The 22341-nt window shown below is 38.4% G+C and carries 23 protein-coding genes; 18 read left to right on the top strand and 5 right to left on the bottom strand.

Annotation, left to right across the window (positions count from 1 at the left end):
* Positions 1-175 precede the first annotated feature (175 nt).
* The 12 genes from polA to BFJ97_RS07200 all read left to right on the top strand — a co-directional run bounded on the left by polA (position 176) and on the right by BFJ97_RS07200 (position 13257).
* Positions 176-2803, top strand: coding sequence for a DNA polymerase I (gene polA, locus BFJ97_RS07255; RefSeq protein ID WP_068983955.1), 2628 nt, complete (start codon positions 176-178; stop codon positions 2801-2803).
* Between the two features lie 12 nt (positions 2804-2815).
* Entirely contained in the window at positions 2816-3688 is an 873-nt protein-coding gene (mutM, locus tag BFJ97_RS07250) for a bifunctional DNA-formamidopyrimidine glycosylase/DNA-(apurinic or apyrimidinic site) lyase (RefSeq protein ID WP_068983954.1), read from the top strand.
* Between the two features lie 13 nt (positions 3689-3701).
* Positions 3702-4295: a dephospho-CoA kinase gene (gene coaE / locus BFJ97_RS07245; RefSeq protein ID WP_068983953.1), complete on the top strand. Its 594-nt coding sequence runs from the start codon at positions 3702-3704 to the stop codon at positions 4293-4295.
* Positions 4296-4527: 232 nt separating this feature from the next.
* Positions 4528-5550 (top strand): glyceraldehyde-3-phosphate dehydrogenase, encoded by a 1023-nt coding sequence (locus tag BFJ97_RS07240; protein WP_068983952.1) that lies wholly within the window; start codon positions 4528-4530, stop codon positions 5548-5550.
* Between the two features lie 413 nt (positions 5551-5963).
* Positions 5964-6434: a transcriptional regulator NrdR gene (gene nrdR, locus BFJ97_RS07235; protein WP_053592410.1), complete on the top strand. Its 471-nt coding sequence runs from the start codon at positions 5964-5966 to the stop codon at positions 6432-6434.
* Between the two features lie 17 nt (positions 6435-6451).
* Entirely contained in the window at positions 6452-7822 is a 1371-nt protein-coding gene (locus BFJ97_RS07230; RefSeq protein WP_223555422.1) for a replication initiation and membrane attachment family protein, read from the top strand.
* 24 nt (positions 7823-7846) lie between these two features.
* Positions 7847-8776, top strand: coding sequence for a primosomal protein DnaI (dnaI, locus tag BFJ97_RS07225; RefSeq protein ID WP_223555464.1), 930 nt, complete (start codon positions 7847-7849; stop codon positions 8774-8776).
* Between the two features lie 418 nt (positions 8777-9194).
* A complete protein-coding gene (gene thrS / locus BFJ97_RS07220) occupies positions 9195-11126 on the top strand; it encodes a threonine--tRNA ligase (RefSeq protein ID WP_068983950.1) in 1932 nt (643 codons plus the stop codon).
* Positions 11127-11700: 574 nt separating this feature from the next.
* Positions 11701-12204: a translation initiation factor IF-3 gene (gene infC / locus BFJ97_RS07215; protein ID WP_024363824.1), complete on the top strand. Its 504-nt coding sequence runs from the start codon at positions 11701-11703 to the stop codon at positions 12202-12204.
* Between the two features lie 31 nt (positions 12205-12235).
* A complete protein-coding gene (rpmI, locus tag BFJ97_RS07210; protein WP_004226312.1) occupies positions 12236-12436 on the top strand; it encodes a 50S ribosomal protein L35 in 201 nt (66 codons plus the stop codon).
* Positions 12437-12497: 61 nt separating this feature from the next.
* On the top strand, positions 12498-12857 hold the full coding sequence (gene rplT / locus BFJ97_RS07205; RefSeq protein WP_049667524.1) for a 50S ribosomal protein L20: 360 nt from the start codon (positions 12498-12500) through the stop codon (positions 12855-12857).
* A gap of 139 nt (positions 12858-12996) precedes the next feature.
* Positions 12997-13257 carry a DUF1294 domain-containing protein gene (locus BFJ97_RS07200; protein ID WP_068983949.1) on the top strand — a complete coding sequence of 87 codons (261 nt, stop codon included), beginning with the start codon at positions 12997-12999 and terminating at the stop codon, positions 13255-13257.
* 127 nt (positions 13258-13384) lie between these two features.
* Here the strand turns inward: BFJ97_RS07200 and BFJ97_RS07195 are convergent, their stop codons facing one another.
* Positions 13385-13777: a sigma-w pathway protein ysdB gene (locus BFJ97_RS07195; protein WP_068983948.1), complete on the bottom strand. Its 393-nt coding sequence runs from the start codon at positions 13775-13777 to the stop codon at positions 13385-13387.
* A gap of 103 nt (positions 13778-13880) precedes the next feature.
* On the opposite strand from BFJ97_RS07195, the gene BFJ97_RS07190 reads away from it, so the two are divergent.
* From BFJ97_RS07190 to BFJ97_RS07175, 4 genes are all read left to right on the top strand, one after another.
* Positions 13881-14366, top strand: coding sequence for a dUTP diphosphatase (locus tag BFJ97_RS07190; protein WP_068983947.1), 486 nt, complete (start codon positions 13881-13883; stop codon positions 14364-14366).
* 95 nt (positions 14367-14461) lie between these two features.
* Positions 14462-15550: a M42 family metallopeptidase gene (locus BFJ97_RS07185; protein WP_068983946.1), complete on the top strand. Its 1089-nt coding sequence runs from the start codon at positions 14462-14464 to the stop codon at positions 15548-15550.
* 188 nt (positions 15551-15738) lie between these two features.
* Entirely contained in the window at positions 15739-16155 is a 417-nt protein-coding gene (locus BFJ97_RS07180) for a hypothetical protein (protein ID WP_068983945.1), read from the top strand.
* A 12-nt stretch (positions 16156-16167) separates the two neighbouring features.
* On the top strand, positions 16168-16488 hold the full coding sequence (locus BFJ97_RS07175) for a hypothetical protein (RefSeq protein WP_068983944.1): 321 nt from the start codon (positions 16168-16170) through the stop codon (positions 16486-16488).
* A gap of 180 nt (positions 16489-16668) precedes the next feature.
* Here the strand turns inward: BFJ97_RS07175 and BFJ97_RS07170 are convergent, their stop codons facing one another.
* Positions 16669-17664 (bottom strand): serine hydrolase domain-containing protein, encoded by a 996-nt coding sequence (locus tag BFJ97_RS07170; protein WP_068983943.1) that lies wholly within the window; start codon positions 17662-17664, stop codon positions 16669-16671.
* Positions 17665-17796: 132 nt separating this feature from the next.
* Positions 17797-17940 (bottom strand): hypothetical protein, encoded by a 144-nt coding sequence (locus BFJ97_RS24570; protein WP_175401698.1) that lies wholly within the window; start codon positions 17938-17940, stop codon positions 17797-17799.
* A 643-nt stretch (positions 17941-18583) separates the two neighbouring features.
* Here BFJ97_RS24570 and argF point away from each other — a divergent pair.
* Complete coding sequence (gene argF, locus BFJ97_RS07165) at positions 18584-19549, top strand: ornithine carbamoyltransferase (RefSeq protein ID WP_068983942.1); 966 nt, start codon at positions 18584-18586, stop codon at positions 19547-19549.
* Between the two features lie 317 nt (positions 19550-19866).
* Here the strand turns inward: argF and BFJ97_RS07160 are convergent, their stop codons facing one another.
* The gene (locus BFJ97_RS07160) at positions 19867-21246 is read right to left on the bottom strand and encodes an FAD-binding oxidoreductase (protein WP_068983941.1); all 1380 of its coding nucleotides are present in this window, start codon (positions 21244-21246) and stop codon (positions 19867-19869) included.
* Positions 21247-21324: 78 nt separating this feature from the next.
* A complete protein-coding gene (gene sspI / locus BFJ97_RS07155) occupies positions 21325-21534 on the bottom strand; it encodes a small acid-soluble spore protein SspI (RefSeq protein WP_068983940.1) in 210 nt (69 codons plus the stop codon).
* 236 nt (positions 21535-21770) lie between these two features.
* Between sspI and BFJ97_RS07150 the strand changes: the two genes are divergently transcribed.
* Positions 21771-22295 (top strand): sigma-70 family RNA polymerase sigma factor, encoded by a 525-nt coding sequence (locus tag BFJ97_RS07150; RefSeq protein ID WP_068983939.1) that lies wholly within the window; start codon positions 21771-21773, stop codon positions 22293-22295.
* Positions 22296-22341: the final 46 nt, after the last annotated feature.

Raw genomic sequence — 22341 nt, 5'->3', positions numbered from 1 at the left:
CGATGTGCAATTGGCTTTTTTGTATAGTTAATATAATGATGTAGAAATTTTCATGATTCTCATCGTTATGATTGGTAAAATTACCGTTTTCTCGATAAAGTAAAAAGAAGAGGCATTTTCAAACATACGTTTTCGTTTTACAATTAAGAGGACGACGACGCAGGAGGATAAAATCATGACAAAGGAAAAATTGCTATTATTAGACGGCAATAGTTTAGCGTATCGTGCTTTTTTTGCGTTACCATTATTAACGAATGATAGTGGAATTCATACAAACGCAGTATACGGCTTTACAACAATGCTACAAAGAATATTAGAGGAAGAGCAACCAACGAAAATCTTGGTTGCCTTTGATGCAGGTAAGACAACGTTCCGCCATGAAACATTTACGGAATATAAGGGTGGTCGACAAAAGACTCCACCGGAATTATCTGAGCAGTTTCCTTATATACGGAAACTTATTGATGCTTATGGTATTAAGCGGTATGAGCTTGAGTTGTACGAAGCGGACGATATTATTGGGACACTTGCTAAAGAAGCTTCATCGCAGGATATGGATGTCATCATCGTATCGGGAGATCGTGACTTAACGCAACTCGCAACTGAACAGGTAACAGTATATATTACGAAAAAAGGCATTACTGAAATTGAGAAAAATACACCAAACTTTATTGAAGAAAAATATGGTTTAACGCCTCAACAAATTATTGATATGAAAGGTTTAATGGGGGATGCTTCAGATAATATCCCTGGTGTACCAGGTGTCGGTGAAAAAACTGCCGTTAAATTGCTAAAAGAGCATGGTTCGGTGGAGGCACTTTATGCGGCAATGGATGCGGTGAAGGCTTCTAAGATGAAAGAAAAGCTAGTTGCCAATGAAGAACAGGCACTAATGAGTAAAAAGCTTGCGACCATTTTTACGGAGGCGCCTATTGCAATAACGCTTTCTGACCTTGCTTATAATGGTCCAGATGAGGAAGAATTAATGAACGTGTGGCGGGAGCTTGGCTTTAAATCACTGATCGATAAAAGTGATTTTACTGTCCAAGAGGAAGAGCAAGCACCGTTTGATTATAAAATTGTGCAAGAAGTTAAGACAGCGCATTTAAAGGATGTCATGGCAGTGCACTTAGAGCTAGAGGATGAGCATTATCACACATGTCAGCAACTAGGCATTGCTTTAACAGATGGCATGAGCACAACTTATGTGCCGTTTGATATTGCGGTTAAATCAGATGCTCTTCGCCTTTGGTTAGAAGATGCTACAAAAATAAAATATATGTCAGATTCAAAGGCAGCACAAGCAGCGTTAAAACGTGCAGGTATTCGTATAGCGGGTGTTGAATTTGACCTATTACTTGCTTCTTATATTAATAATCCTGGACTTAGTGGGGATGATGTGGCAACACTTGCAAAGGAACTGGGTTATCGTGATGTGCAAGCAAATGAGGTTGTTTATGGGAAGGGAGCAAAACGTGCTATACCTGCCATTGAGGCACTTGCTGAGCATGCTGGTCGCAAAGCCTTTGCTGTATGGTCATTGCAGCCAAAGCTAGAGGCATTATTAAAGGAAAATGAACAGTTCGAACTCTATAAAAACTTAGAACTTCCGCTTGCTTCTATTTTAGGTGAAATGGAAAGTGAGGGTATTACGGTTAATCGTGGTACTTTGGAGAAGATGGGCCAGGAGCTAAACGACAAATTAGTTGTAATTGAGCAGGAGATTTATGCGGAGGCAGGAGAAGCCTTTAATATTAATTCACCGAAGCAGTTAGGCGTTATTCTCTTTGATAAACTTGGTCTTCCTGTTATTAAAAAGACAAAAACGGGCTATTCCACTGCAGCGGATGTATTGGAAAAATTAAAGCCAGAGCATGCTATTATCGAGCATATACTTTTGTATCGTCAGCTTGGAAAATTACAGTCAACTTATATTGAAGGATTGCTGAAGGAAATCCATAAAGAGGATGGAAAGGTGCATACACGATTCCAACAAGCATTAACGGCTACGGGACGTCTAAGCTCAACGGATCCGAATTTACAAAACATCCCGATTCGTTTAGAGGAGGGACGAAAAATTCGACAAGCATTTGTCCCATCGAAAGAAGATTGGATATTGTTTTCTGCCGACTACTCACAAATCGAATTGCGAGTATTGGCTCATATGTCAAAGGATAAAAATTTAGTGGAAGCTTTCCGTGAAGATATGGATGTTCATACGCGAACAGCAATGGATGTATTCCATGTCTCAGCAGATGAGGTCGATAGTAATATGCGACGCGCTGCAAAAGCAGTAAACTTTGGTATTGTTTATGGTATTAGTGATTATGGCTTATCACAAAATTTAGATATTACTCGTAAGGAAGCTGCTACATTTATCGAGAAGTATTTTGCGAGCTTCCCGGGTGTAAAAGAATATATGGATGATATCGTGCGAGATGCGAAGTTCAATGGTTATGTAACAACGATTTTAAATAGACGCCGATATTTACCTGATATTGCGAGCTCTAATTTCAATCTACGAAGCTTTGCAGAGCGTACTGCGATGAATACACCGATTCAAGGGAGTGCAGCTGATATTATTAAAAAAGCAATGATTGATATGGACGCTCGCTTGAAAAAAGAAAATATGCAGGCAAAGCTTTTATTACAAGTGCATGATGAATTGATTTTTGAAGCACCTAAGGAAGAGATTGCAATGCTTGAAAAAATAGTACCAGAGGTTATGGAAAGTGCGATCGAGCTTGCTGTACCGCTAAAAGTGGACTTCAACTACGGCGCAACTTGGTACGAAGCAAAATAAGGAGGAGTTAAAATGCCTGAATTACCAGAAGTTGAAGGAGTCGTCCAGGCATTAAAACCTAAGATTGAAGGGCGTACAATTCAGCAAGTTCAACTATCTGAAATTATTCGTTTTTCCTTTGGAGAGGGAAAGCAATGTATTGTGAAGCAAGCCGAACCGGATGCGTTTGAAATGTCCTTGTGTCAAATGACGATTACAAAAATCGAACGACGTGCAAAATACATTTTTTTTCATTTGCTGAAAGAGGATGTTCCTTATGTACTTGTCAGTCATTTAGGCATGACAGGAGCGTGGTTTGTAGTAAATTCGCCTGAGGAAATCGAGGAAGCGAAATTTCAAAAGCATATTCATGCGACATTTCACATGGCAGACGGTGGTTATTTAATCTATTCGGATATTCGCCGCTTCGGTGAACTGCGTTTTTTAACAAAAATTGAGGATCATGCCCCATTAACAAAAATGGCGCCAGAACCATTTGATGAAGTAGCTTGTGATTTTTTTATTGCTAAATCAAAGTTGCCGAAATATGAGAAAAAAGCCGTCAAAGAAGTAATAATGGATGGGCAGGTTATTTCTGGCTGTGGCAATATTTATGCTACGGAGGCGTTGTTTGCTCAGAAAATTCATCCAGCTCGTTCGATGAATCGTATTAGCGATAAACGTAAGCGTGCATTATTTGAGGCGATTGTTGCTGTTTTACATCGAAGCATTGAGGCAGGAGGTTCAACAATTTCAGATTACCGTAATATCAATGGTGAGGCTGGAAGTATGCAGAATCGACTGCAAATGTATGGGAAGAAAATGTGCCCAGTGTGTGAAACTGCAACAAGCCAGATGACGATAGGTGGGCGCACATCAGTCTTTTGCCCAAATTGTCAACATTAAAGGGGATTTAACTATGATTATCGGACTAACAGGAAGTATTGCCAGCGGAAAAAGTACAGTAGCGAAAATGATGACAGCACTTGGATTACCGATTGTCGATGCGGATATTGTAGCACGTGATGTCGTAGAACCAGGAACGGAGACATTAACGTTAATAGCCGAAAATTTTGGACAAGATATATTGCTAGAAGACGGTAGTTTAAATCGCGTTAAGCTTGGTGATATCATTTTCCATGAACCTGCAAAGCGTAAAATTTTAAATGATATTATGCATCCGGCTATTCGCCAGGAAATGTTACGCCAGCGCGACGCTTATTTAGAGGCAGGGGAAAAGCATGTTGTGATGGATATTCCATTATTATTTGAAAGTAAATTGCAGCATTTTGTTGAGCGTATTCTTGTTGTATCGGTTAGTGAAGAGGTACAGCTTAGACGCTTAATGGAGCGCAATAATTTATCGAAGGAGGATGCGTTAGCACGTATGCATTCTCAGCTACCTATGTCTGTCAAAGAAAAAGGTGCCCATGCGGTTATCTACAATAATGAAAACTTAGAACATACAGAGAGCCAATTGAAAAAAATCCTGACGTATTGGGACGTATTATAAATGAATTAAGAATCAGTAAAATTACTCGATGCGTAGCAAGAACATCTTGCTGCGCATTTTTTTGTGGGCTTATGCCAAAATAAAGACTGAAATTTGACGATTTTATTTTTCAGAAAATAAGAACTTTAATATTATGACATATATAATGTTCATCTTTTTTAAAATTGTGTTATACTAATCAGCATAAAGTATATAATTAATCTGAGTATGCACTCACAGGAGGATTTTATAAATGACAGTATCAGTTGCTATTAATGGTTTCGGACGTATCGGACGTATGGTTTTCCGCCAAGCGATCGTACAAGAAGGTTTAAATATTGTTGCAATTAACGCGAGCTATCCAGCTGAAACGTTAGCACATTTGATTAAGTATGACACAAATCACGGAACATTTGAAGGTACGGTTGAACCAGCAGGCGATGCTTTGATTGTAAATGGTAAACGTGTTCAAATTATTAGCGAACGTGATCCATTAAAATTACCATGGGCAACAATGGGTGTGGATATCGTTATTGAAGCAACTGGTAAATTTAATGATCGTGAAAAAGCAGCAATGCACTTAGAAGCAGGCGCAAAGAAAGTAATCTTAACAGCACCTGGTAAAAACGAGGACGTAACAATTGTTTTAGGTGTAAATGACGAGAAACTTGATATCGCACAACATGATGTTATTTCAAATGCTTCTTGTACAACAAACTGCTTAGCACCAGTTGCTAAAGTATTAAATGACACATTTGGTATCGAAAGCGGATTAATGACAACAGTTCACGCTTATACAAATGACCAAAAGAATCTAGACAATCCACATAAAGATTTACGTCGTGCACGTGGATGCGCACAATCAATTATTCCAACATCTACAGGTGCTGCAAAAGCATTAAAATTAGTGTTACCAGAATTAGAAGGCAAAATTCACGGTATGGCACTTCGTGTTCCAACACCAAACGTATCATTAGTTGACCTTGTAGTTGATTTAAATACAGACGTAACAGTAGATGCTGTTAATGCTGCATTTGTGAAGGCTGCTACTGAAGGTCCAATGAAAGGTATCTTAAACTTCTCAGTTGAGCCTCTAGTATCTTCTGATTACAATACAACAACTTACTCTTCTACAGTAGATGGACTTTCTACAATGGTAATGGGTAACCGCAAAGTAAAAGTACTTGCTTGGTACGACAATGAGTGGGGTTATTCTGCACGCGTAGTAGATCTTGTGAAAAAAGTGGCAAAAGCTTTAGAAACAGTAAACGCATAATAATTATAATGAGCACATTGAAATCCAAGTGGTTTCGATGTGCTCATTTTTGATAATAGTTAACTTGAGTTTCTCTAATATATTGTCTATTGTCTGCTTTATCTGGTCGTAAATAAACTTCTATAACAACCTCAATCACAGATTTGCTTCAAAAATCTTTTGTCTACATTCTGGGCAAGAAGAGTGAACTACTCGGTGCTTTTGATTATTCCTTCCTATAATATCACTTTTGCTTGTTCAAACCCTCCTTTGACTTCAATTAGCATACTCTTACGCTTTTGATCATCAGTTGTTGCTAGACATATCTAACTGCCTTGATACGAAATTAGATTCTTAGGTATCTTCTTTTGTCTATACGGGAAATTTGTTATAATAGAAATATTAAATTGTTGTGAAATCAGGAGAGTAATTATATGAGATGTCCATCTTGCCAATTTAACGGAACGCGTGTAGTGGATTCGAGGCCTGTAGATGATAATAAAGAAATTCGTAGACGTCGTGAATGTGAGTCATGTGGCTTCCGCTTTACAACGTTTGAAAAAATTGAAGAGACACCGTTAGTTGTGGTGAAAAAGGAAGGTTCACGAGAAGAATTCAGCCGTGAAAAGGTACTTCGTGGACTTATTCGTGCTTGCGAAAAACGTCCTGTTTCTCTTGAAGTACTTGAGGGACTAGTTATGTCTATTGAAAAAGATCTTCGTCGCATTGGGAATTCTGAAGTCCAATCTGAGGATGTAGGGGAAATGGTCATGGATCGCTTAGCGAAAATCGATGAGGTTGCTTATGTGCGCTTTGCTTCGGTTTATCGTCAATTTAAGGATATCAATGTCTTTATTGAAGAAATCAAAGAGATTATTCAACGTCAGACAGAGCAGAAATCATAGAAAAACAGAGAGGGTGAATGACGTTGATTCATTTGTATAAGGAATTGCAGCCCGCTGATCCTTTTGACATTCGTCTACCTCATGCACTTTCTACGCAGGAACGTCAATTAGTAACACTATTTTATCAGCCTTTAATTGGAGCGGAGCCAATCAGCCTTTATTTAACACTATGGGCAGAAGCCGAGCAAATGCCAAGGCAGCAAATGACTCATTATTTTTTAATGAATGTGCTAGGGCTTCCAATTGGTAAAGTATTTGAGGCACGTATTGCGCTCGAAGCAATTGGTTTGTTACGCACATGGAAAAAGGAAGATGCTGACCAACGAAGTTTTTTATATGAGCTTATGCGACCGCTTGATGCAGATAGCTTTATGAAAGATCCACTGCTGTCGATGTTTTTGTTTAGTAAAATTGGGGAGCAAGCTTATCGGAAATTGCGTCAGCGTTTTATTCCTTCTGCAAGAGATGCAGAATTTAAAGAGGTATCACGTGCTTTCATAGATGTTTTTAAGCCAGTAAGTACAAAGATTCCAGATGATTTACAAGTGGATACAAGTTGTAAGGAACAACAGCAAAAAGTGTATCCGTTTTATTTTGAACAGTTTGACTTTGAATTACTGCAAGCGGGCTTATCGGAGCAACTAGTGCCGAAAAGCTTACTAACAATTGAGGTACGTGAAAATATAGCAAAATTAGCGTTTTTATATCACTTAACTGCACTAGATATGCAAAAAGTAGTGATTCTTGCATTAGATGATGACCTAGGTATTTCACTGGATCGATTACGTAAGGCAGCTGCGGATTTTTATAAGCTAACGGTATCAAAAGAGCCACCAAAGCTTGCTAGAGTGAGTGAGCCATCGTCTCTTGAAGAATCCGGACAAAAAACAAAGGATCAGGAGCTTCAACATTATTTAGAGACGACTCCGCCAGTCCAAGTACTGCGAGATATTAATAATGGCAAAGAACCTCTACAGACTTCCGTACAGCTTGCTGAAAGTTTAATTGTCCAGCATGGCATGCCAGTAGGCGTTGTCAATGCTCTTTTGGAATATGTCATGTTAACAACTGATATGAAGCTACCTAAAAAATATGTGGAAACGATAGCAGATCATTGGGTACGTAAAAATATTCAAACAGCAAAGGCAGCAATGGAGCTAGCACGCCAGGAGCATGATAAATACACTGCGTGGAAAAATAAGCCCCAGCAGACACCGAGGAAAAGTAATCAAGGTGTTAAAGGACGTTCAGGAAATCAACGTGAAGAGAAGGTACCTGAATGGTTTTACAAGCGTAACGAGCAACAAGAAGAAAACACTTCCAGCACGATAGATTTTGAGCGAGAGCGTCAAAAAATATTGGAAATGCTAGGGAAAAGTGATAAGTAAGGAGGGTGAACGACAATCGAACCAATTAATGGACCATTAAAAAGAGCAATTAATGTACCATCATTTCAAGAACGTTACGAAGCGATGCGTCAAGAAATTTTAGAAAACCCTCGTGTACAAGAATTTTTAACAGAACATGCAAATGAGTTAAGCTATGCGACAATTGAACGTAATTTACCGAAGCTTCATGAGTTTATTAGTCAATCTACTACTTGCTGTGGCTGTGACAATACAGAAAGTTGTACAAACTATTTAAAAGGTTTTTTACCAACTTTACGTGTAGTGCGGAGTACCATTGAAATTGATTATGTGCGATGTGAGCAAAAGATACGTGAGGAAGAGCGTCGTGACGTAGCTAATATGATTGCGAGCATGCATATGCCGAAGGATGTGCTGCAAGCGACAATACAAGATTTACTCATTGACGATGAATCTCGTGTTATGATTGCGCAAAAAGCGGCACAATTTGTGAAGACAACATTAGAAACAGGAAAGCTTCCCGCAAAGGGTTATTATTTATATGGAAAATTTGGTGTAGGAAAATCTTTTGTACTTGGTGCACTTGCGAATGAGTTAGCCTCCATCAAAATTCGTTCAGTAGTTGTTTTCGTGCCTGAATTTTTACGAGAAATGAAAAATGCAATTGGCGATAATACATTGAATGAAAAAATTGATTATGTGAAAAAGGCTCCGGTGCTCATGCTTGATGATTTAGGAGCTGAAACAATGACCGCATGGACTCGTGATGAAATTCTGGGGACTATTTTCCATTATCGTATGGCAGAGCAATTGCCAACGTTCATTACATCTAACTTTAATTATGATGAATTAGAGCATCATTTAGCACAGACGCAAAAAGGTGACATAGAAGTCGTGAAGGCTGGACGTATTATGGAACGTGTCAAAGCCTTGACAGAGCCGATTGAAATGCGCGGAAAAAATCGCCGTATGTAAGATTGACTGTTGCATTTTGCGACAATCGAGCGTATACTGTCTCATATAATAATTAAGAAAATGCATTGATGAGGACATGAGTTTTGTGTATCAGCTTTTAGAGAGGGAAGTCATTGGCTGTAAGCTTCCTAGTTAGAGCACATCATTTACTACCTACTGAGCAGCGAAAGGGAAAATCTTTCGCCGGTCCCTAGCCCGTTAGCTAGCCTTGAGCTTCGTCTGGCTTATTAGAGTCGGAAGGAAGAAGGGTGGAACCACGAGCATACGCTTCGTCCCTTTTGTTAGGGACGGAGCTTTTTTATTTTCTTGAGTAGTCGCTTGAATCTACTCACACCGGGTAAAAGATGCTCAATCCGGAAAGTCTATACCGTTTTCTCAATCAATGTATCCCAGAAAAACATTAAGGAGTGCAAACAAAATGTCAGATATGATTAAATTAACTTTCCCAGATGGCGCTGTAAAGGAATTTGCAAAAGGTACATCTACTGATGATGTGGCATTATCAATCAGCCCAGGACTTCGTAAAAAAGCGTATGCGGGTAAAGTAAACGGTGTCTTAGTTGATTTAAAAACACCAATTGAAGAGGACGCAACAATTTCGATTATTACACAAGATGATGAGGAAGCACTTGAAATTCTACGTCACTCGACTGCACACTTAACAGCACAAGCGATTAAACGTTTATTCCCAGAAGTTAAACTTGGAATTGGTCCAGTTATTGAAGGTGGATTCTACTATGATATTGATGCACCGACACCAATTACAGCTGAAGACCTACCAGTAATCGAAAAAGAAATGAAAAAAATTATCGCTGAAAACCTTGAAGTAGAGCGCAAAAATGTTAGCCGTGCAGAAGCACAAACAATCTATGAAGAAGTTGGCGATGAATACAAATTAGAATTACTTGAAGCAATTCCAGCAGATGAGCAAGTATCTATTTACCACCAAGGTGAATTTTTCGATCTTTGCCGAGGCATCCACGTACCATCAACTGGCAAGCTTCGTGAGTTCAAACTTCTTTCATTAGCGGGTGCTTACTGGAGAGGTAACTCAGATAACAAAATGCTACAACGTGTTTATGGTACAGCATTCTTTAAAAAAGAAGAATTAAAACATCACCTTCAAATGCTTGAAGAAGCAAAAGAACGTGATCACCGTAAAATCGGGAAAGAATTAGAATTATTTACAACTTCTCAAAAGGTTGGTCAAGGATTACCACTATGGCTACCAAATGGTGCGACAATTCGTCGTATTATTGAGCGTTATATCGTAGATAAAGAGTTATCACTTGGTTACAAGCATGTTTACACACCAGTACTTGGTTCTAAAGAGCTTTACCAAACTTCTGGTCACTGGGATCACTACCAAGATTCAATTTTCCCACCAATGGAAATGGACAATGAAACATTAATTATGCGTCCGATGAACTGTCCTCACCATATGATGGTGTACAAAAACAGTATGCATTCTTATCGTAACCTACCATTACGTATTGCAGAGCTTGGTACAATGCACCGTTACGAAATGTCAGGAGCTGTTTCAGGCTTACAACGTGTACGTGGGATGACTTTAAACGATGCACATATCTTCGTTCGTCCAGACCAAATTAAAGTGGAATTCCAAAAAGTAGTACAGTTAATTTTAGAAGTTTACAAAGACTTCGATTTAAATGATTACTCATTCCGTTTATCTTACCGTGATCCAGCTGATACTGAGAAATACTTCGATGACGATGCAATGTGGGAAAAAGCACAAAGCATGTTAAAAGAAGCAATGGATGAGCTTGGCTTAGATTACTTCGAGGCTGAAGGTGAGGCTGCATTCTACGGTCCTAAACTTGACGTACAAGTGAAAACTGCAATTGGTAAGGAAGAAACTTTATCAACAGTACAGCTTGACTTCTTATTACCAGAGCGCTTTGACCTAACTTACGTTGGAGAAGATGGTAAACCACATCGTCCAGTTGTTATTCACCGTGGTGTCGTATCAACAATGGAACGCTTCGTTGCTTTCTTGATCGAAGAATATAAAGGTGCATTCCCAACTTGGTTAGCACCAGTACAAGTTGAAGTTATCCCGGTTTCAAACGAAGCACACTTTGATTATGCAAAACAAATTGAAGAGCAATTAACTGCAGCGGACTTACGTGTTGAAATGGATGACCGTGAAGAAAAATTAGGCTACAAAATCCGTGAAGCACAAATGAAAAAAATCCCGTATATGCTTGTCATCGGTGATAAAGAAGTTGAGGCTGGTGGCGTTAATGTGCGTCGTTATGGCTCAAAAGATTCAGAAACAATTAGCTTCCAAGACTTCCTAGCTAATATTAAAGCAGAAATTACAAAATAATTTTAATGATTTTGCCGGTGAATTTGTTCAGATTGAAAAAGGATTAGAATTCGCTGGGCAAGATTATCAAAAGTTTGGGATGACATTTGTTAGAACGTATGTCATTTATATAAGTTGATTGGAGTGGAGGCTGGGCGACTCCTTGGGGCTCATCGGACGCCCCCAGGAAAGCGCCCAGCCGGAACGGAAATCAACCCCACGTTTTGATGAAAACCGTCATAATAGTTTAGATTAAAAGTTTTTAGGTTATTTTATTAGAAATAATTTAAATAAACATTTGACAGCTTATGAAGTACATGTTAATATAGTTAAGGTTAATGAATACAAAGTTTGTGGTTGAAGTAGAGGCTGCCCGCTTCTCACCTGATACAACGCTTTTAGGCTGTGAACAGGTATGACACGTTGAATTGTTTTGCGCTGACTTGCGCATGCACATATAGCGGGCGGACATCTTCAAGTGTCCGTCCTTTTTTTATGGACATGACAAGAGGATGTACCGTTCAACCGGGCAAGGCTTTGCCCAAACCATGTATTCGCGACAACTACTTGGAGGTGGATTACTATTAGCAAAGACATGTATGTAAACGAAGGCATTCGCGCACGTGAACTTCGATTAATCGATCACAATGGTGACCAGCTTGGTGTAAAGACACGTAACGAAGCGCTAGAAATCGCCACTCGTGTAAACTTGGATCTTGTCCTTGTGGCCCCTCAAGCCAAGCCGCCAGTCGCTCGTATCATGGACTATGGTAAATTTAAGTTTGAACAGCAAAAGAAAGACCGTGAAATTCGTAAAAATCAAAAGGTCATCGTAATGAAAGAGGTTCGTCTGAGCCCAACAATCGATGAGCATGATTTCCAAACGAAGCTACGTAATGCGATTAAATTCCTTGAAAAAGGCGATAAAGTAAAATGTAGCCTACGTTTCAAAGGTCGTGCGATTACACACAAAGACATTGGTCAACGTGTATTAGATCGTTTTGCTGAAGCTTGTGCTGAAGTATCGACGGTTGAACAAAAACCGAAGATGGAAGGCCGAAGCATGTTCTTAGTTCTTCAACCAAAGAACGAGAAATAATATTAGACGAACAGTTTAGGAGGAATTCGACATGCCAAAAATGAAAACTCACCGTGGAGCTGCGAAACGTTTCAAAAAAACGGGTTCAGGTAAATTAAAATATGACCGTGCTTATGGAAGCCACTTATTCGCAAACAAATCTACAAAACAAAAACGTCACCTACGTAAAGCAAACATCGTTTCATCTGGTGACTTCAAACGCATCAAATCATTACTTGTTTACATGAAATAATTTGACTACACAAACAAAATACTAACATTCATTTTTAAATGAAAAGCAGGAGGTAATTCATATGCCACGCGTAAAAGGCGGAACAGTGACGCGCAAACGTCGTAAAAAAGTATTGAAATTAGCTAAAGGTTACTACGGTTCTAAACATACATTATATAAAGTTGCTAACCAAGCAGTGATGAAGTCAGGTCAATATGCATACCGTGACCGTCGTCAGAAAAAACGTGATTTCCGTAAATTATGGATCACTCGTATCAACGCAGCTGCTCGCATGAACGGTCTTTCATACAGCCGCTTAATGCACGGTTTAAAAGTTGCTGGTATCGAAGTTAACCGTAAAATGTTAGCTGACCTAGCTGTAACTGATGCAGCAGCATTCACTCAATTAGCTGAATCTGCTAAAAAAGCAGTAGCTAAATAATTTTTGACGAAGTTAAAAATTATTTCAGCACCGAAAGCGAAGCGACAGGTGCAAAATTTCTTAAAAGACTGATGGACTTATCCGTCAGTCTTTTTTTGTGTTAGAGTAGTAGTAAATAATAAAAATAAAGGAGTACTCAATGGCGCAAGCATTATTGGCCTATATGGCAGTTGTTTCTATAGTTCTGCTCGTGATGATGGGCTTGGATAAATCAAAAGCGAAAAAGCATGAATGGCGTATTGCTGAACGTACGTTATTTACATTAGCAATTGCTGGTGGTGCAGTAGGTGGCGTACTAGGGATGTATTTATTCCGTCATAAAACACGCCATAACAGTTTTGCATTTGGATTCCCGTTACTAGCAGCTATTCAAATTTTTATCATCGTACAAATCTGGTGAAAAAACGCAAAAATATTCCGATAAAACTTAAAAAGTTTCCGATAAATCTCGAAAATATTCCGATAAAGCCTAAAATGTTTCCGATAAATCGTAAAAAATGTTGCGATATATTAAAAACACATCCTCATCAAGAGGATGTGTTGTGCATAAGCTTTTCAATGGGTTGTTTCCAGTTTATTTTTGCGCTTGGATAGTTCAATAGGATTTCCTGCTGGAGGTATTCAAAGTCTTTTTTCGAAAAACCTTGCAGTTTAGCGGCGTCACGGGCGCCAACAAAAATCGTAACAACTTCAAAGGCATCATCAGTAGTACCAAGGTATTTTTCACCTTCGAAAAGAGCACCCTTATAAGAGATAAAGAAATTTTTTCGGACATTTTTGACGTCATCATAAAAATAATAGTGGCCTCTTTCATAGGCTTCATCAAGTTTTCGCTTAGGATCGGTTATATAACGAATCGCTTTATAAAATACATAGATAATAAGCGCAATAACAGCAAGTCGAATAAGTAATGGCAACATTTTCAATTTCCCCCTTGAAGAAAGGTTATTCCCTCCTATACGATTGAAGGGGGCAATTAGTTTCACTTTTTATAAATAATTTTAAGAAATTTAGGAGAAAAAAATGAATTTACAACATTTGTTTAAAATGCAGAAAGAGCTTGATGATTTCATCGAAAAAACACAAAAAATTGATCGTGATGTATTTAAAGAAAAAGGTTTAGCATTAATGGTAGAGCTGGCCGAACTTGCTAATGAAACTCGTTGCTTTAAGTTTTGGAGCACAAAGGGACCCTCAGAGCGTGATGTGATTTTAGAGGAATATGTGGATTCTATTCATTTTATATTATCACTTGGCCTATTAAAAGGTTTTACAGCGATAGAAAAATGGCCAGTAATTGAAGAGAAGCGAGATTTAACAGAGACATTTTTAATGACACAGGACTATATTTTAACGTTTATTAGTCAGCCAACAGAGGATAGTTATTTAGCTATTTGGCAATGCTATGGATTACTTGCGTACAATCTAGGTTTTACGTTTGAGGACGTTGTTGGGGCCTATATAGAGAAAAACGAAGAGAATTATAATCGTCAGCGTTCGGGATATTAAAGTAAGAAATACACCAATTTTCAGACGATTTAGGCTAGGAATATTTCGGTAAACGAAGTATAATAGAGGGGATACAAGGAGCAGGAGGCAAAAGGATGACACAACTAGATCCAACATTACAAATGTTTAAAGATTTAACGGATGCGAATGGTATTGCAGGTAATGAACGTGCACCACGTGAGGTTATGAAAAAATACATTGCACCATTTGCAGACTCAGTTGAAACAGATAATTTAGGGAGCGTCATTGCTAAAAAAGTTGGCGATGAAAATGGTCCTAAAATTATGGTTGCCGGTCATTTAGATGAAGTAGGCTTTATGGTTACTCAAATCGATGACAAAGGGTTCATCAAATTCCAAACTGTAGGCGGTTGGTGGAGCCAGGTTATGCTTGCGCAGCGTGTAACAATTACAACACGTAAAGGCGATGAAATTATTGGGGTTATTGGTTCAAAACCACCTCATATTTTACCAGCAGATGTGCGTAACAAAGTGGTAGACATTAAAGATATGTTTATCGATGTTGGTGCAGCTTCAAAAGATGAAGTGCTTGAATGGGGCGTACGTCCTGGCGATATGGTCACACCATATTTTGAATTTAACGTGATGAAAAACGAAAAGTATCTATTAGCAAAAGCGTGGGATAACCGTATTGGTTGTGCAATTGCAATAGATGTTATGAAAGCTTTGAAAAATGAAAAGCATCCTAATATTCTTTATTCTGTAGGGAACGTACAAGAGGAAGTAGGGCTTCGTGGTGCGAAAACTGCTACGCATAAAATCCAACCAGACATTGGCTTTGCTGTCGATGTAGGTGTAGCAGGAGACACACCAGGAGTAACTGCGAAGGAATCAACTAGTAAAATGGGCGCTGGTCCACAAATTGTTGTCTACGATGCCTCAATGGTATCACACCGTGGCTTACGTGAATTTGTATTAGATGTAGCAGATGATAATAATATTCCATACCAATTCGAAGCAATGGCTGGTGGCGGTACAGATGCTGGCTCAATGCACATTACTGCTAATGGAGTGCCAGCACTATCAATCGGTATAGCTACACGCTATATCCATTCACATGCAGGTATTTTACATCGTGACGATTATGATAATGCTGTAAAATTAGTGGTAGAAGTTATTAAAAAATTAGACCGTGATGCAGTGAATAAGATTATTTTCGACTAATTTAGTATAAAGAACTAAATTGAACTATTATTTTTGCCTTCTAACTAGGATGTTAGGAGGCTTTTCGCATTGGTTAGACCTAAGAAATATATCTGTCTTACTAATTGGATAATAGTGCTAGGAAGAATAAGAGTTTTTTGGTAATATATATGAATAAACATATTTTTTTCTAGGAGGAACTTGCAATTATGATTATTAGTAAATCTACCGCAAGAGAAGTTGGCAACAAAATTGACAAGGTGTTAGGTGAAATCAAGGATGTTCAAGCGAACATTGACCGTTCTTCAGACAAAATCGACAATGAATTGAATTCTTGTTCACGCGAATTAATTAACGCTCAAACTACATTGACTGAAATTCAGCCACAAGTTGATATGTTGCTAGCGCAAGTTGGCCAAGATGCGCCACCTCATGTAAAAGCGATGTTAGAAAGCGTAGCTATGGGTATTACTGGTAAAGTGCAAAATGCATTAAATAACTTAGCCGAAGTTCAACGCAACGTAAAAGATGTTGATAAATTAACGGATGAAATTGATTCTTTTACTGACGGTGTTAACAAAAAAATTACTGAAATTGATGAGTTAACAGATAAGCTACAAGGATAGGGGGAACGCCAGATGAATTCATATATGGGTGGAGGCCGCACGAATTGGAATAACAATCAGCGAGTTGCCGATTCAGTAGACCACACTGCTTCTCAAATCACTTTAGCTTGTGACATGATTACAAATGCTGGCATTAATTTCGAAGGTATTCAACAAGAATTGATGATGCTTGCGAATCAGCCAAGCCCACCAGAACCTTCGCAATTGATTAGCATAGCAAATCGCATTCAAACAACGAAGCGTCAAATTGATGATTCTGTACAAAAAGTGAAAGAATTTGCACGTAACATTGATTCTAAAACAGACGAAATTCAGAATCGTGGCGGTTGGTAAAGTGATTTGAATATTTGTTGTAAGTTATTAAAATCAACAATTAAACTGTGATGCAGTGAATAAATTAAGCATTATAAGTAAAACAGCCCTCTTTTGTTTGAGGGCTGTTTTGTATTTTTATGTCGATCTCATGATAAAAATGAAAAGCGAAGAATTTCATTTTGTATTCAGATAAAGTATCTATTCATCTTGTAAAAGCTTTAATATATCTCTACCAATTTGTCCAGGATTTATTGTCAATATATTGGATCGATAATTGGATAGAACAACGACCCCTGTTTGCTGTGCTTTATCAAACCCCAAATAACTAGAGAAGCCTTTTGTTGAACCGTTATGCCAAATAATACCGTCCTCAAGAAGCCATCCTAAACCAATACTTAAATCTTTTGAAATAGTTTCAGTAGCTTGGTGTGTGAATGTATAACCTAAATTTTCATCGCTTAAATGAGCTTTCATAAATTTTAATAGATCATCAACCGTTGAACGGATTGCCCCTGCTGCCATAAAGTTATTCATGTGGAGAGGAGGCTTTTTATGCCCTCGGATACCATATCCTTGTAATATCGCCTCCTTTTTATCGGGAGGGATAGAAATAAATGTACTTTGTAATTCTAAAGGATCTGTTAATCTTTGTTTGATAGCTGTTTCAAAATCAGTATGTAGCGTATTGGCTAAAATATTCCCTAAAAGCCCCATGCCTACATTTGAATATCTAAACTTAACTTTTGGCTCATTTGTATGTGTTTTAAAATAATGTATCGTCTCGTCCAGTGAATATTGGCAAAAAGGATCACGAGGTGTTTGAGTGTCAAAAAGATTGTAAATATTCTTAAGCACACCTATACCTGGCAGACCTGATGTATGATTTGCTAGACGTTTTAGCGTCACGGGGTGATGATCAGGGAGTGCAGAAAAATAGTTGCCGATAGAATCTTCTAAATGAACTTTCCCTTCCTGAAGCATTTCACCTAAGATTGACGTAGTAAAAACTTTAGAAATGGACCCAACCTCATATATATAAGGCTTTTCTTCTAGCATAAAATTAGAGCCATTGAAAGTAAAAGTAGCTTCTTTGTTTTGATCAATAATGCCGATGGATAAAGCAACATTTGGGCGAGTTTTTATAAAGGGATAAGCAATTTTAAATATGTCCTTTTTTAAATCATATAAATCCACAATAATACCTCCATTACAAACGTTTATTTTTCTGTTGATCTGGAATAATAGAATGTAATTTCAAAAATATGGCTCACCACCATAACGTGTGGTTGATTTCCGTTCCGACTGGGCACTTTGTTGTTGCTGCCGCTACGTTAGCACTACGCTTTCGCACAGATAAAACAATGTTGCTGTCGTTGCACTTTCGCACAGATAAAACAATGTTGCTGTCGTTGCACTTTCGCACAGATAAAACAATGTTGCTGTCGTTGCACTTTCGCACAGATAAAACAATGTTGCTGTCGCTTCGCTTTCGCACAGATAAAACCCAGTTGCTGAAGCTACTACGCTTTCGCACAGAAAACACAGGGTCTCGGGCCTACACGATGTAGGTCACGAAGGCGTTATCACAGGACGTGATGCTCTTAGCCTTCGTTCCTCTATCGCTGATCCCCAAGGAGTCGCCCAGTCTCCACTTCAATCAACTTATATACATAGCATCTGTTTTAATAAATGTCATGTGATGAGCTAAGAATATGTAGTATAAATGAAACAAATCCTCTTTATTAGGTTAGCAAGCTTCATTTCCACTTGCTTCTGAAAACAAAGAATCCTCGTGTATCTAACTCGATAAGCACTTCTCTGCAATCTTTTTATCAATCTCTTTACTAAGATGTACTAGTTCTTTATCCATTTATTTTACCACTAAAATAATCAATACATTTAATTATAAAAATGGAATAACAATAATGCAATTATCTGGAATGTGAGGTTGAGGGTTATTTTTCGATTTATGAATAAAAATTCAATAATTCGTATTTTAGTCACATTTCAAGAAAGATTTCTAATTTTTGAAAATAAACATAAAAATTCAGTTGATTTTATATTTATGCATGCTATACTTGATTCAACAGTAACGAAATAAGGAGCGAATGCTATGAAATTACTCGAGGAAGTACAGTTAAAGTTAGTGTCTAGCTTAAAAGGTAAAGACCTACTAACCTTGCTAGACTATACAAGTGAAGAAGTTCAACAGTTAGTTGAGTTAGCAACACAGCTGAAAATAATTACAAAAGAAGAGAAATGTCCGAAGCTGCTAGAAGGTAAGACGCTCGGCATGATTTTTGAAAAACATTCAACTCGTACTCGTATTTCATTTGAAGTAGGCATGAATCAATTAGGTGGAAAAGGTATGTTTATGCATGCGCGTGATTTACAAATTGGTCGTGGTGAATCGATTTATGATACAGCACATGTGTTATCAGGCTATTTAGATGGTATTATGATTCGTGCAAATTCTCATGCTATGGTGAAAGAGCTTGCAGAGCATGCATCTATACCTGTTATTAATGGACTAACGGATATTTATCACCCATGCCAAGCTTTAGCTGATTTAGAAACAATCGCTGAACATAAAGGGGAACTAAAGGGACTTAAAATTGCCTATGTTGGAGATGGCAACAATGTGGCGCACTCATTAGTGGTAGCTTCTGCACATGTAGGAATGAACGTGGCAGTGGCAACACCAGTTGGCTATGAATGTGATGCAGAGGTGATCGCAAAAGCTCAGGCTATCGCGGCAGCAAATGGTAGTACTATTACAATCACAAATGATCCTGTAGAAGCAGTTTTACATGCGGACGTAGTGTACGCTGATGTATGGACGTCAATGGGGCAAGAAGAGGAAACGGCAAAACGTCTAGAAGACTTTGCAGGTTACCAAATTAATGATGAACTTGTTGCATACGCAAAGCCGAATTACATGTTCCTGCACTGTTTACCAGCGCATCGTGAAGAAGAAGTAGCGTCGTCTGTTATTGATGGCCCAAATTCCTACATCTTTGAGCAAGCAGAAAATAGACTTCATGCACAAAAAGCAGTGCTAGCCTCAATTCTAGCTTAATGCAATAATAGATTATATCGAGTAAGGACTGACATAAAGCATTCTGCTTCTCAGTTTGAGAAGTACTATATAGATAGAGTTCATATTGGCAACAGGGGGTGCCAATGTGAATAACATAACAGTGGTTGCAGACAGAGGGATGTAAGCCACATGCGATGTATGTTATCAAGGTGGATGACCACATCGCTACATAATAAAGTAACCTGGGAGACGCTAGGTTGCTTTTTTTCTTGTTTAGCGGGTATTCATTTGATGATCTAAACAAAGGAACCGGTTGATATTCCAACGGGTTCCTTTGTTTAAAAGTGATCATAAGTTTACATGCTGAAAATCTTCCCTGGATTCATAATATTATGTGGGTCAAGTGCTGCCTTAATGCTCTTCATCACCAATAGAGATGTTCCGTGCTCTGTAGACTGATATTTCATTTTTCCAATACCAACACCATGTTCACCGGTACAAGTGCCACCACGTAGTAGAGCGTATTGGACAATATGTTCATTGAAGCGGTCGGCTTTTGCTTGTTCCTCAGCATCATTTGGATCTAACATTAACAGGGCATGGAAGTTACCGTCTCCAACATGACCTACAATTCCGCCTGCAAGACCAACTTGCTCAAGCTGTTCACGAGCATATAAAACAGAATCAGCAAGCATAGATATGGGCACACAAACGTCAGTCGACATAAGCTTTTTCCCCGGATAGGCATGGATATATGCATAGGCCAATGAATGGCGTGCCTCCCAGAGCTTATTACGTGCTGCATTGTCTTGTTCAAATTCAACAGAAAGGCAACCAAAGTCCTCAAAAATTTCACTAGCAAATTCTATATCAGCATGCATACCTGCTTCATTTCCGTGAAATTCTAAAAATAGTGTTGGTTTTTCATTATAGGATGTTTCATTATAAATATTAGCTTGTTTGATAGAGGCTTCATCGACCAGTTCAACACGACCAATTGAAATACCCGCCTGCAACAATGCGGTTACTGCACTGACAGCATCGCCAACTGTCGCAAAAACTGCGCGTCCTGCAGTGACAAATTCGGGTATACCATAAACTTGTAAAGTTAATTCTGTAAAGCAACCTAGTGTACCCTCAGAGCCAATGAAAAGACCATTCAGGTGATAACCAGAAGACGATTTTGCTGCTAAGCTACCGGTATGAATGACTGTGCCATCTGCGAGTACAACCTCTAAATCTCGTACTTGATCGCGCATCACTCCATAGCGCACTGCTGTTGTTCCGCTGGCATTTGTCGCTGCCATGCCACCAAGTGTAGCATCAGCACCAGGATCAACAGTGAATTGAAGCCCATGTTTTTTTAATTCTTTATTCAATTGGGCACGTGTTACACCTGGTTGTACTTTTACTAGCAGGTCATCTGGTCGAATTTCTAAAATAGTATTCATTTCAGAGAAATCGATAGAAATGCCATTTGCAATAGGAATTGCATTTCCTTCCAAGCTTGAGCCAACACCGAAAGGTACGACGGGTACACGTTCCACATGCGCAATTTTTAAGATGGCACTGACATCGGCCGTGGAACGAGGAAAGACAACGATATCTGGTAAGCTTATTGAATGATGAGATTCGTCCCTTCCATGTAGCTGTCGCACTGTTTCGTTTGTTGACACCTGTTCTTCAGTTAAAACCTCTTTTAGTTGATTTACTATTAATTCTACAGCAACAGTCATTCCAACCCCTCCAAATTTTCTGATAAATAAAACTTTATCACGCATTTATTGGAAATGGAATGAACTGTCTATAAAAAATTAGTGAGCAAAGACTTTTTCTAGTTTTTGAACAAATGCATCCTGCTCAGCAGGACTAGACTGCTGCCACCATTTTTCAAAAAACACACCAAGCCCTGGCAGTAGATGCTCTTCACCACGGCTAATAGCATCCTCGACAATATCCTTAAATTCGGCCGCAGATTGACCATGTACGTTTGTCGTAATCGCATCTCTTATTTGAAAATTCATCTATTTCGCCTCCTTAGTAGTAATCTGTCCAACCTTTTTAGAAATATGTATAGAAATCCAGTAAAAACATTTGATTTCTGAAATATCGTACTGTTATCGTGTATAAACATTAATTATGGTTTATAAAAACTCTCTAGTCATACCGTCAAAATGGCCGTTCGACATACTCGTAGTATAATAATTAAGATAGAGGTACCTAGGAATAATGGACTGTGCATAGTCGACAGGAAAATAGGATGACAACACAGCGTAATAAGCAAAAGCTATCACCTGAACAACCTTTTGAAGAAGTATTGGAATTTGTCCAGCCGATGATCACATCGATTTTAGTAAAGTGCCGAATTTACAAGGACTTTGAATATTATCGTCATATAGCATCTATAGCTGTTTGGGAGGCTTGGCGCAAAGCGGACCCTTCAAAAGGGCAGTTTTCTGCTTATATTTATACATGCGTCAAAGGAGAAATTTTAAAAGAACTTTCAAAGGAGAGGCTATTTCTAAAGAATTATACACCTATGGACCATGAAACGATAAATTATGTTCGTGATTATGAAATAAGTAAGAGAAATCCCGTTCATACAGAATGTATTATGTCCTGTTTAAAAAAAGAAGAAAGAAAAATATTACTACTTTTTTATGTAGAAGGTTATAGTTACTTGGAAATAGCTAAAGAACTAGGTTTATCTGTAGATGCAGTTAAAAAAAGACGCACAAGAATAATGATTAAACTGCGTGAACTGTTATCTTCTAGAGAAGAATAGAGCGATAAAACATCAAAAGTATGCTAATATCAAAATGGGAAATGAA

Origin of the sequence: Lysinibacillus xylanilyticus (genome assembly GCF_001708185.1) — a bacterium.
In the GTDB taxonomy this organism is placed as follows: domain Bacteria; phylum Bacillota; class Bacilli; order Bacillales_A; family Planococcaceae; genus Lysinibacillus; species Lysinibacillus xylanilyticus_A.
Note: the sequence above shows the minus strand (reverse complement) of the source record. Positions and strands in the feature narration are given on the sequence as shown.

Bases quoted from the DNA above. Each gene is read 5' to 3' on its own strand.
- polA (WP_068983955.1), top strand. From the start codon at position 176: ATGACAAAGGAAAAATTGCTATTATTAGACGGCAATAGTTTAGCGTAT.
- mutM (WP_068983954.1), top strand. From the start codon at position 2,816: ATGCCTGAATTACCAGAAGTTGAAGGAGTCGTCCAGGCATTAAAACCT.
- coaE (WP_068983953.1), top strand. From the start codon at position 3,702: ATGATTATCGGACTAACAGGAAGTATTGCCAGCGGAAAAAGTACAGTA.
- BFJ97_RS07240 (WP_068983952.1), top strand. From the start codon at position 4,528: ATGACAGTATCAGTTGCTATTAATGGTTTCGGACGTATCGGACGTATG.
- nrdR (WP_053592410.1), top strand. From the start codon at position 5,964: ATGAGATGTCCATCTTGCCAATTTAACGGAACGCGTGTAGTGGATTCG.
- BFJ97_RS07230 (WP_223555422.1), top strand. From the start codon at position 6,452: ATGACGTTGATTCATTTGTATAAGGAATTGCAGCCCGCTGATCCTTTT.
- thrS (WP_068983950.1), top strand. From the start codon at position 9,195: ATGTCAGATATGATTAAATTAACTTTCCCAGATGGCGCTGTAAAGGAA.
- infC (WP_024363824.1), top strand. From the start codon at position 11,701: ATGTATGTAAACGAAGGCATTCGCGCACGTGAACTTCGATTAATCGAT.
- rpmI (WP_004226312.1), top strand. From the start codon at position 12,236: ATGCCAAAAATGAAAACTCACCGTGGAGCTGCGAAACGTTTCAAAAAA.
- rplT (WP_049667524.1), top strand. From the start codon at position 12,498: ATGCCACGCGTAAAAGGCGGAACAGTGACGCGCAAACGTCGTAAAAAA.
- BFJ97_RS07200 (WP_068983949.1), top strand. From the start codon at position 12,997: ATGGCGCAAGCATTATTGGCCTATATGGCAGTTGTTTCTATAGTTCTG.
- BFJ97_RS07195 (WP_068983948.1), bottom strand. From the start codon at position 13,777: ATGTTGCCATTACTTATTCGACTTGCTGTTATTGCGCTTATTATCTAT.
- BFJ97_RS07190 (WP_068983947.1), top strand. From the start codon at position 13,881: ATGAATTTACAACATTTGTTTAAAATGCAGAAAGAGCTTGATGATTTC.
- BFJ97_RS07185 (WP_068983946.1), top strand. From the start codon at position 14,462: ATGACACAACTAGATCCAACATTACAAATGTTTAAAGATTTAACGGAT.
- BFJ97_RS07180 (WP_068983945.1), top strand. From the start codon at position 15,739: ATGATTATTAGTAAATCTACCGCAAGAGAAGTTGGCAACAAAATTGAC.
- BFJ97_RS07175 (WP_068983944.1), top strand. From the start codon at position 16,168: ATGAATTCATATATGGGTGGAGGCCGCACGAATTGGAATAACAATCAG.
- argF (WP_068983942.1), top strand. From the start codon at position 18,584: ATGAAATTACTCGAGGAAGTACAGTTAAAGTTAGTGTCTAGCTTAAAA.
- BFJ97_RS07160 (WP_068983941.1), bottom strand. From the start codon at position 21,246: ATGACTGTTGCTGTAGAATTAATAGTAAATCAACTAAAAGAGGTTTTA.
- sspI (WP_068983940.1), bottom strand. From the start codon at position 21,534: ATGAATTTTCAAATAAGAGATGCGATTACGACAAACGTACATGGTCAA.
- BFJ97_RS07150 (WP_068983939.1), top strand. From the start codon at position 21,771: ATGACAACACAGCGTAATAAGCAAAAGCTATCACCTGAACAACCTTTT.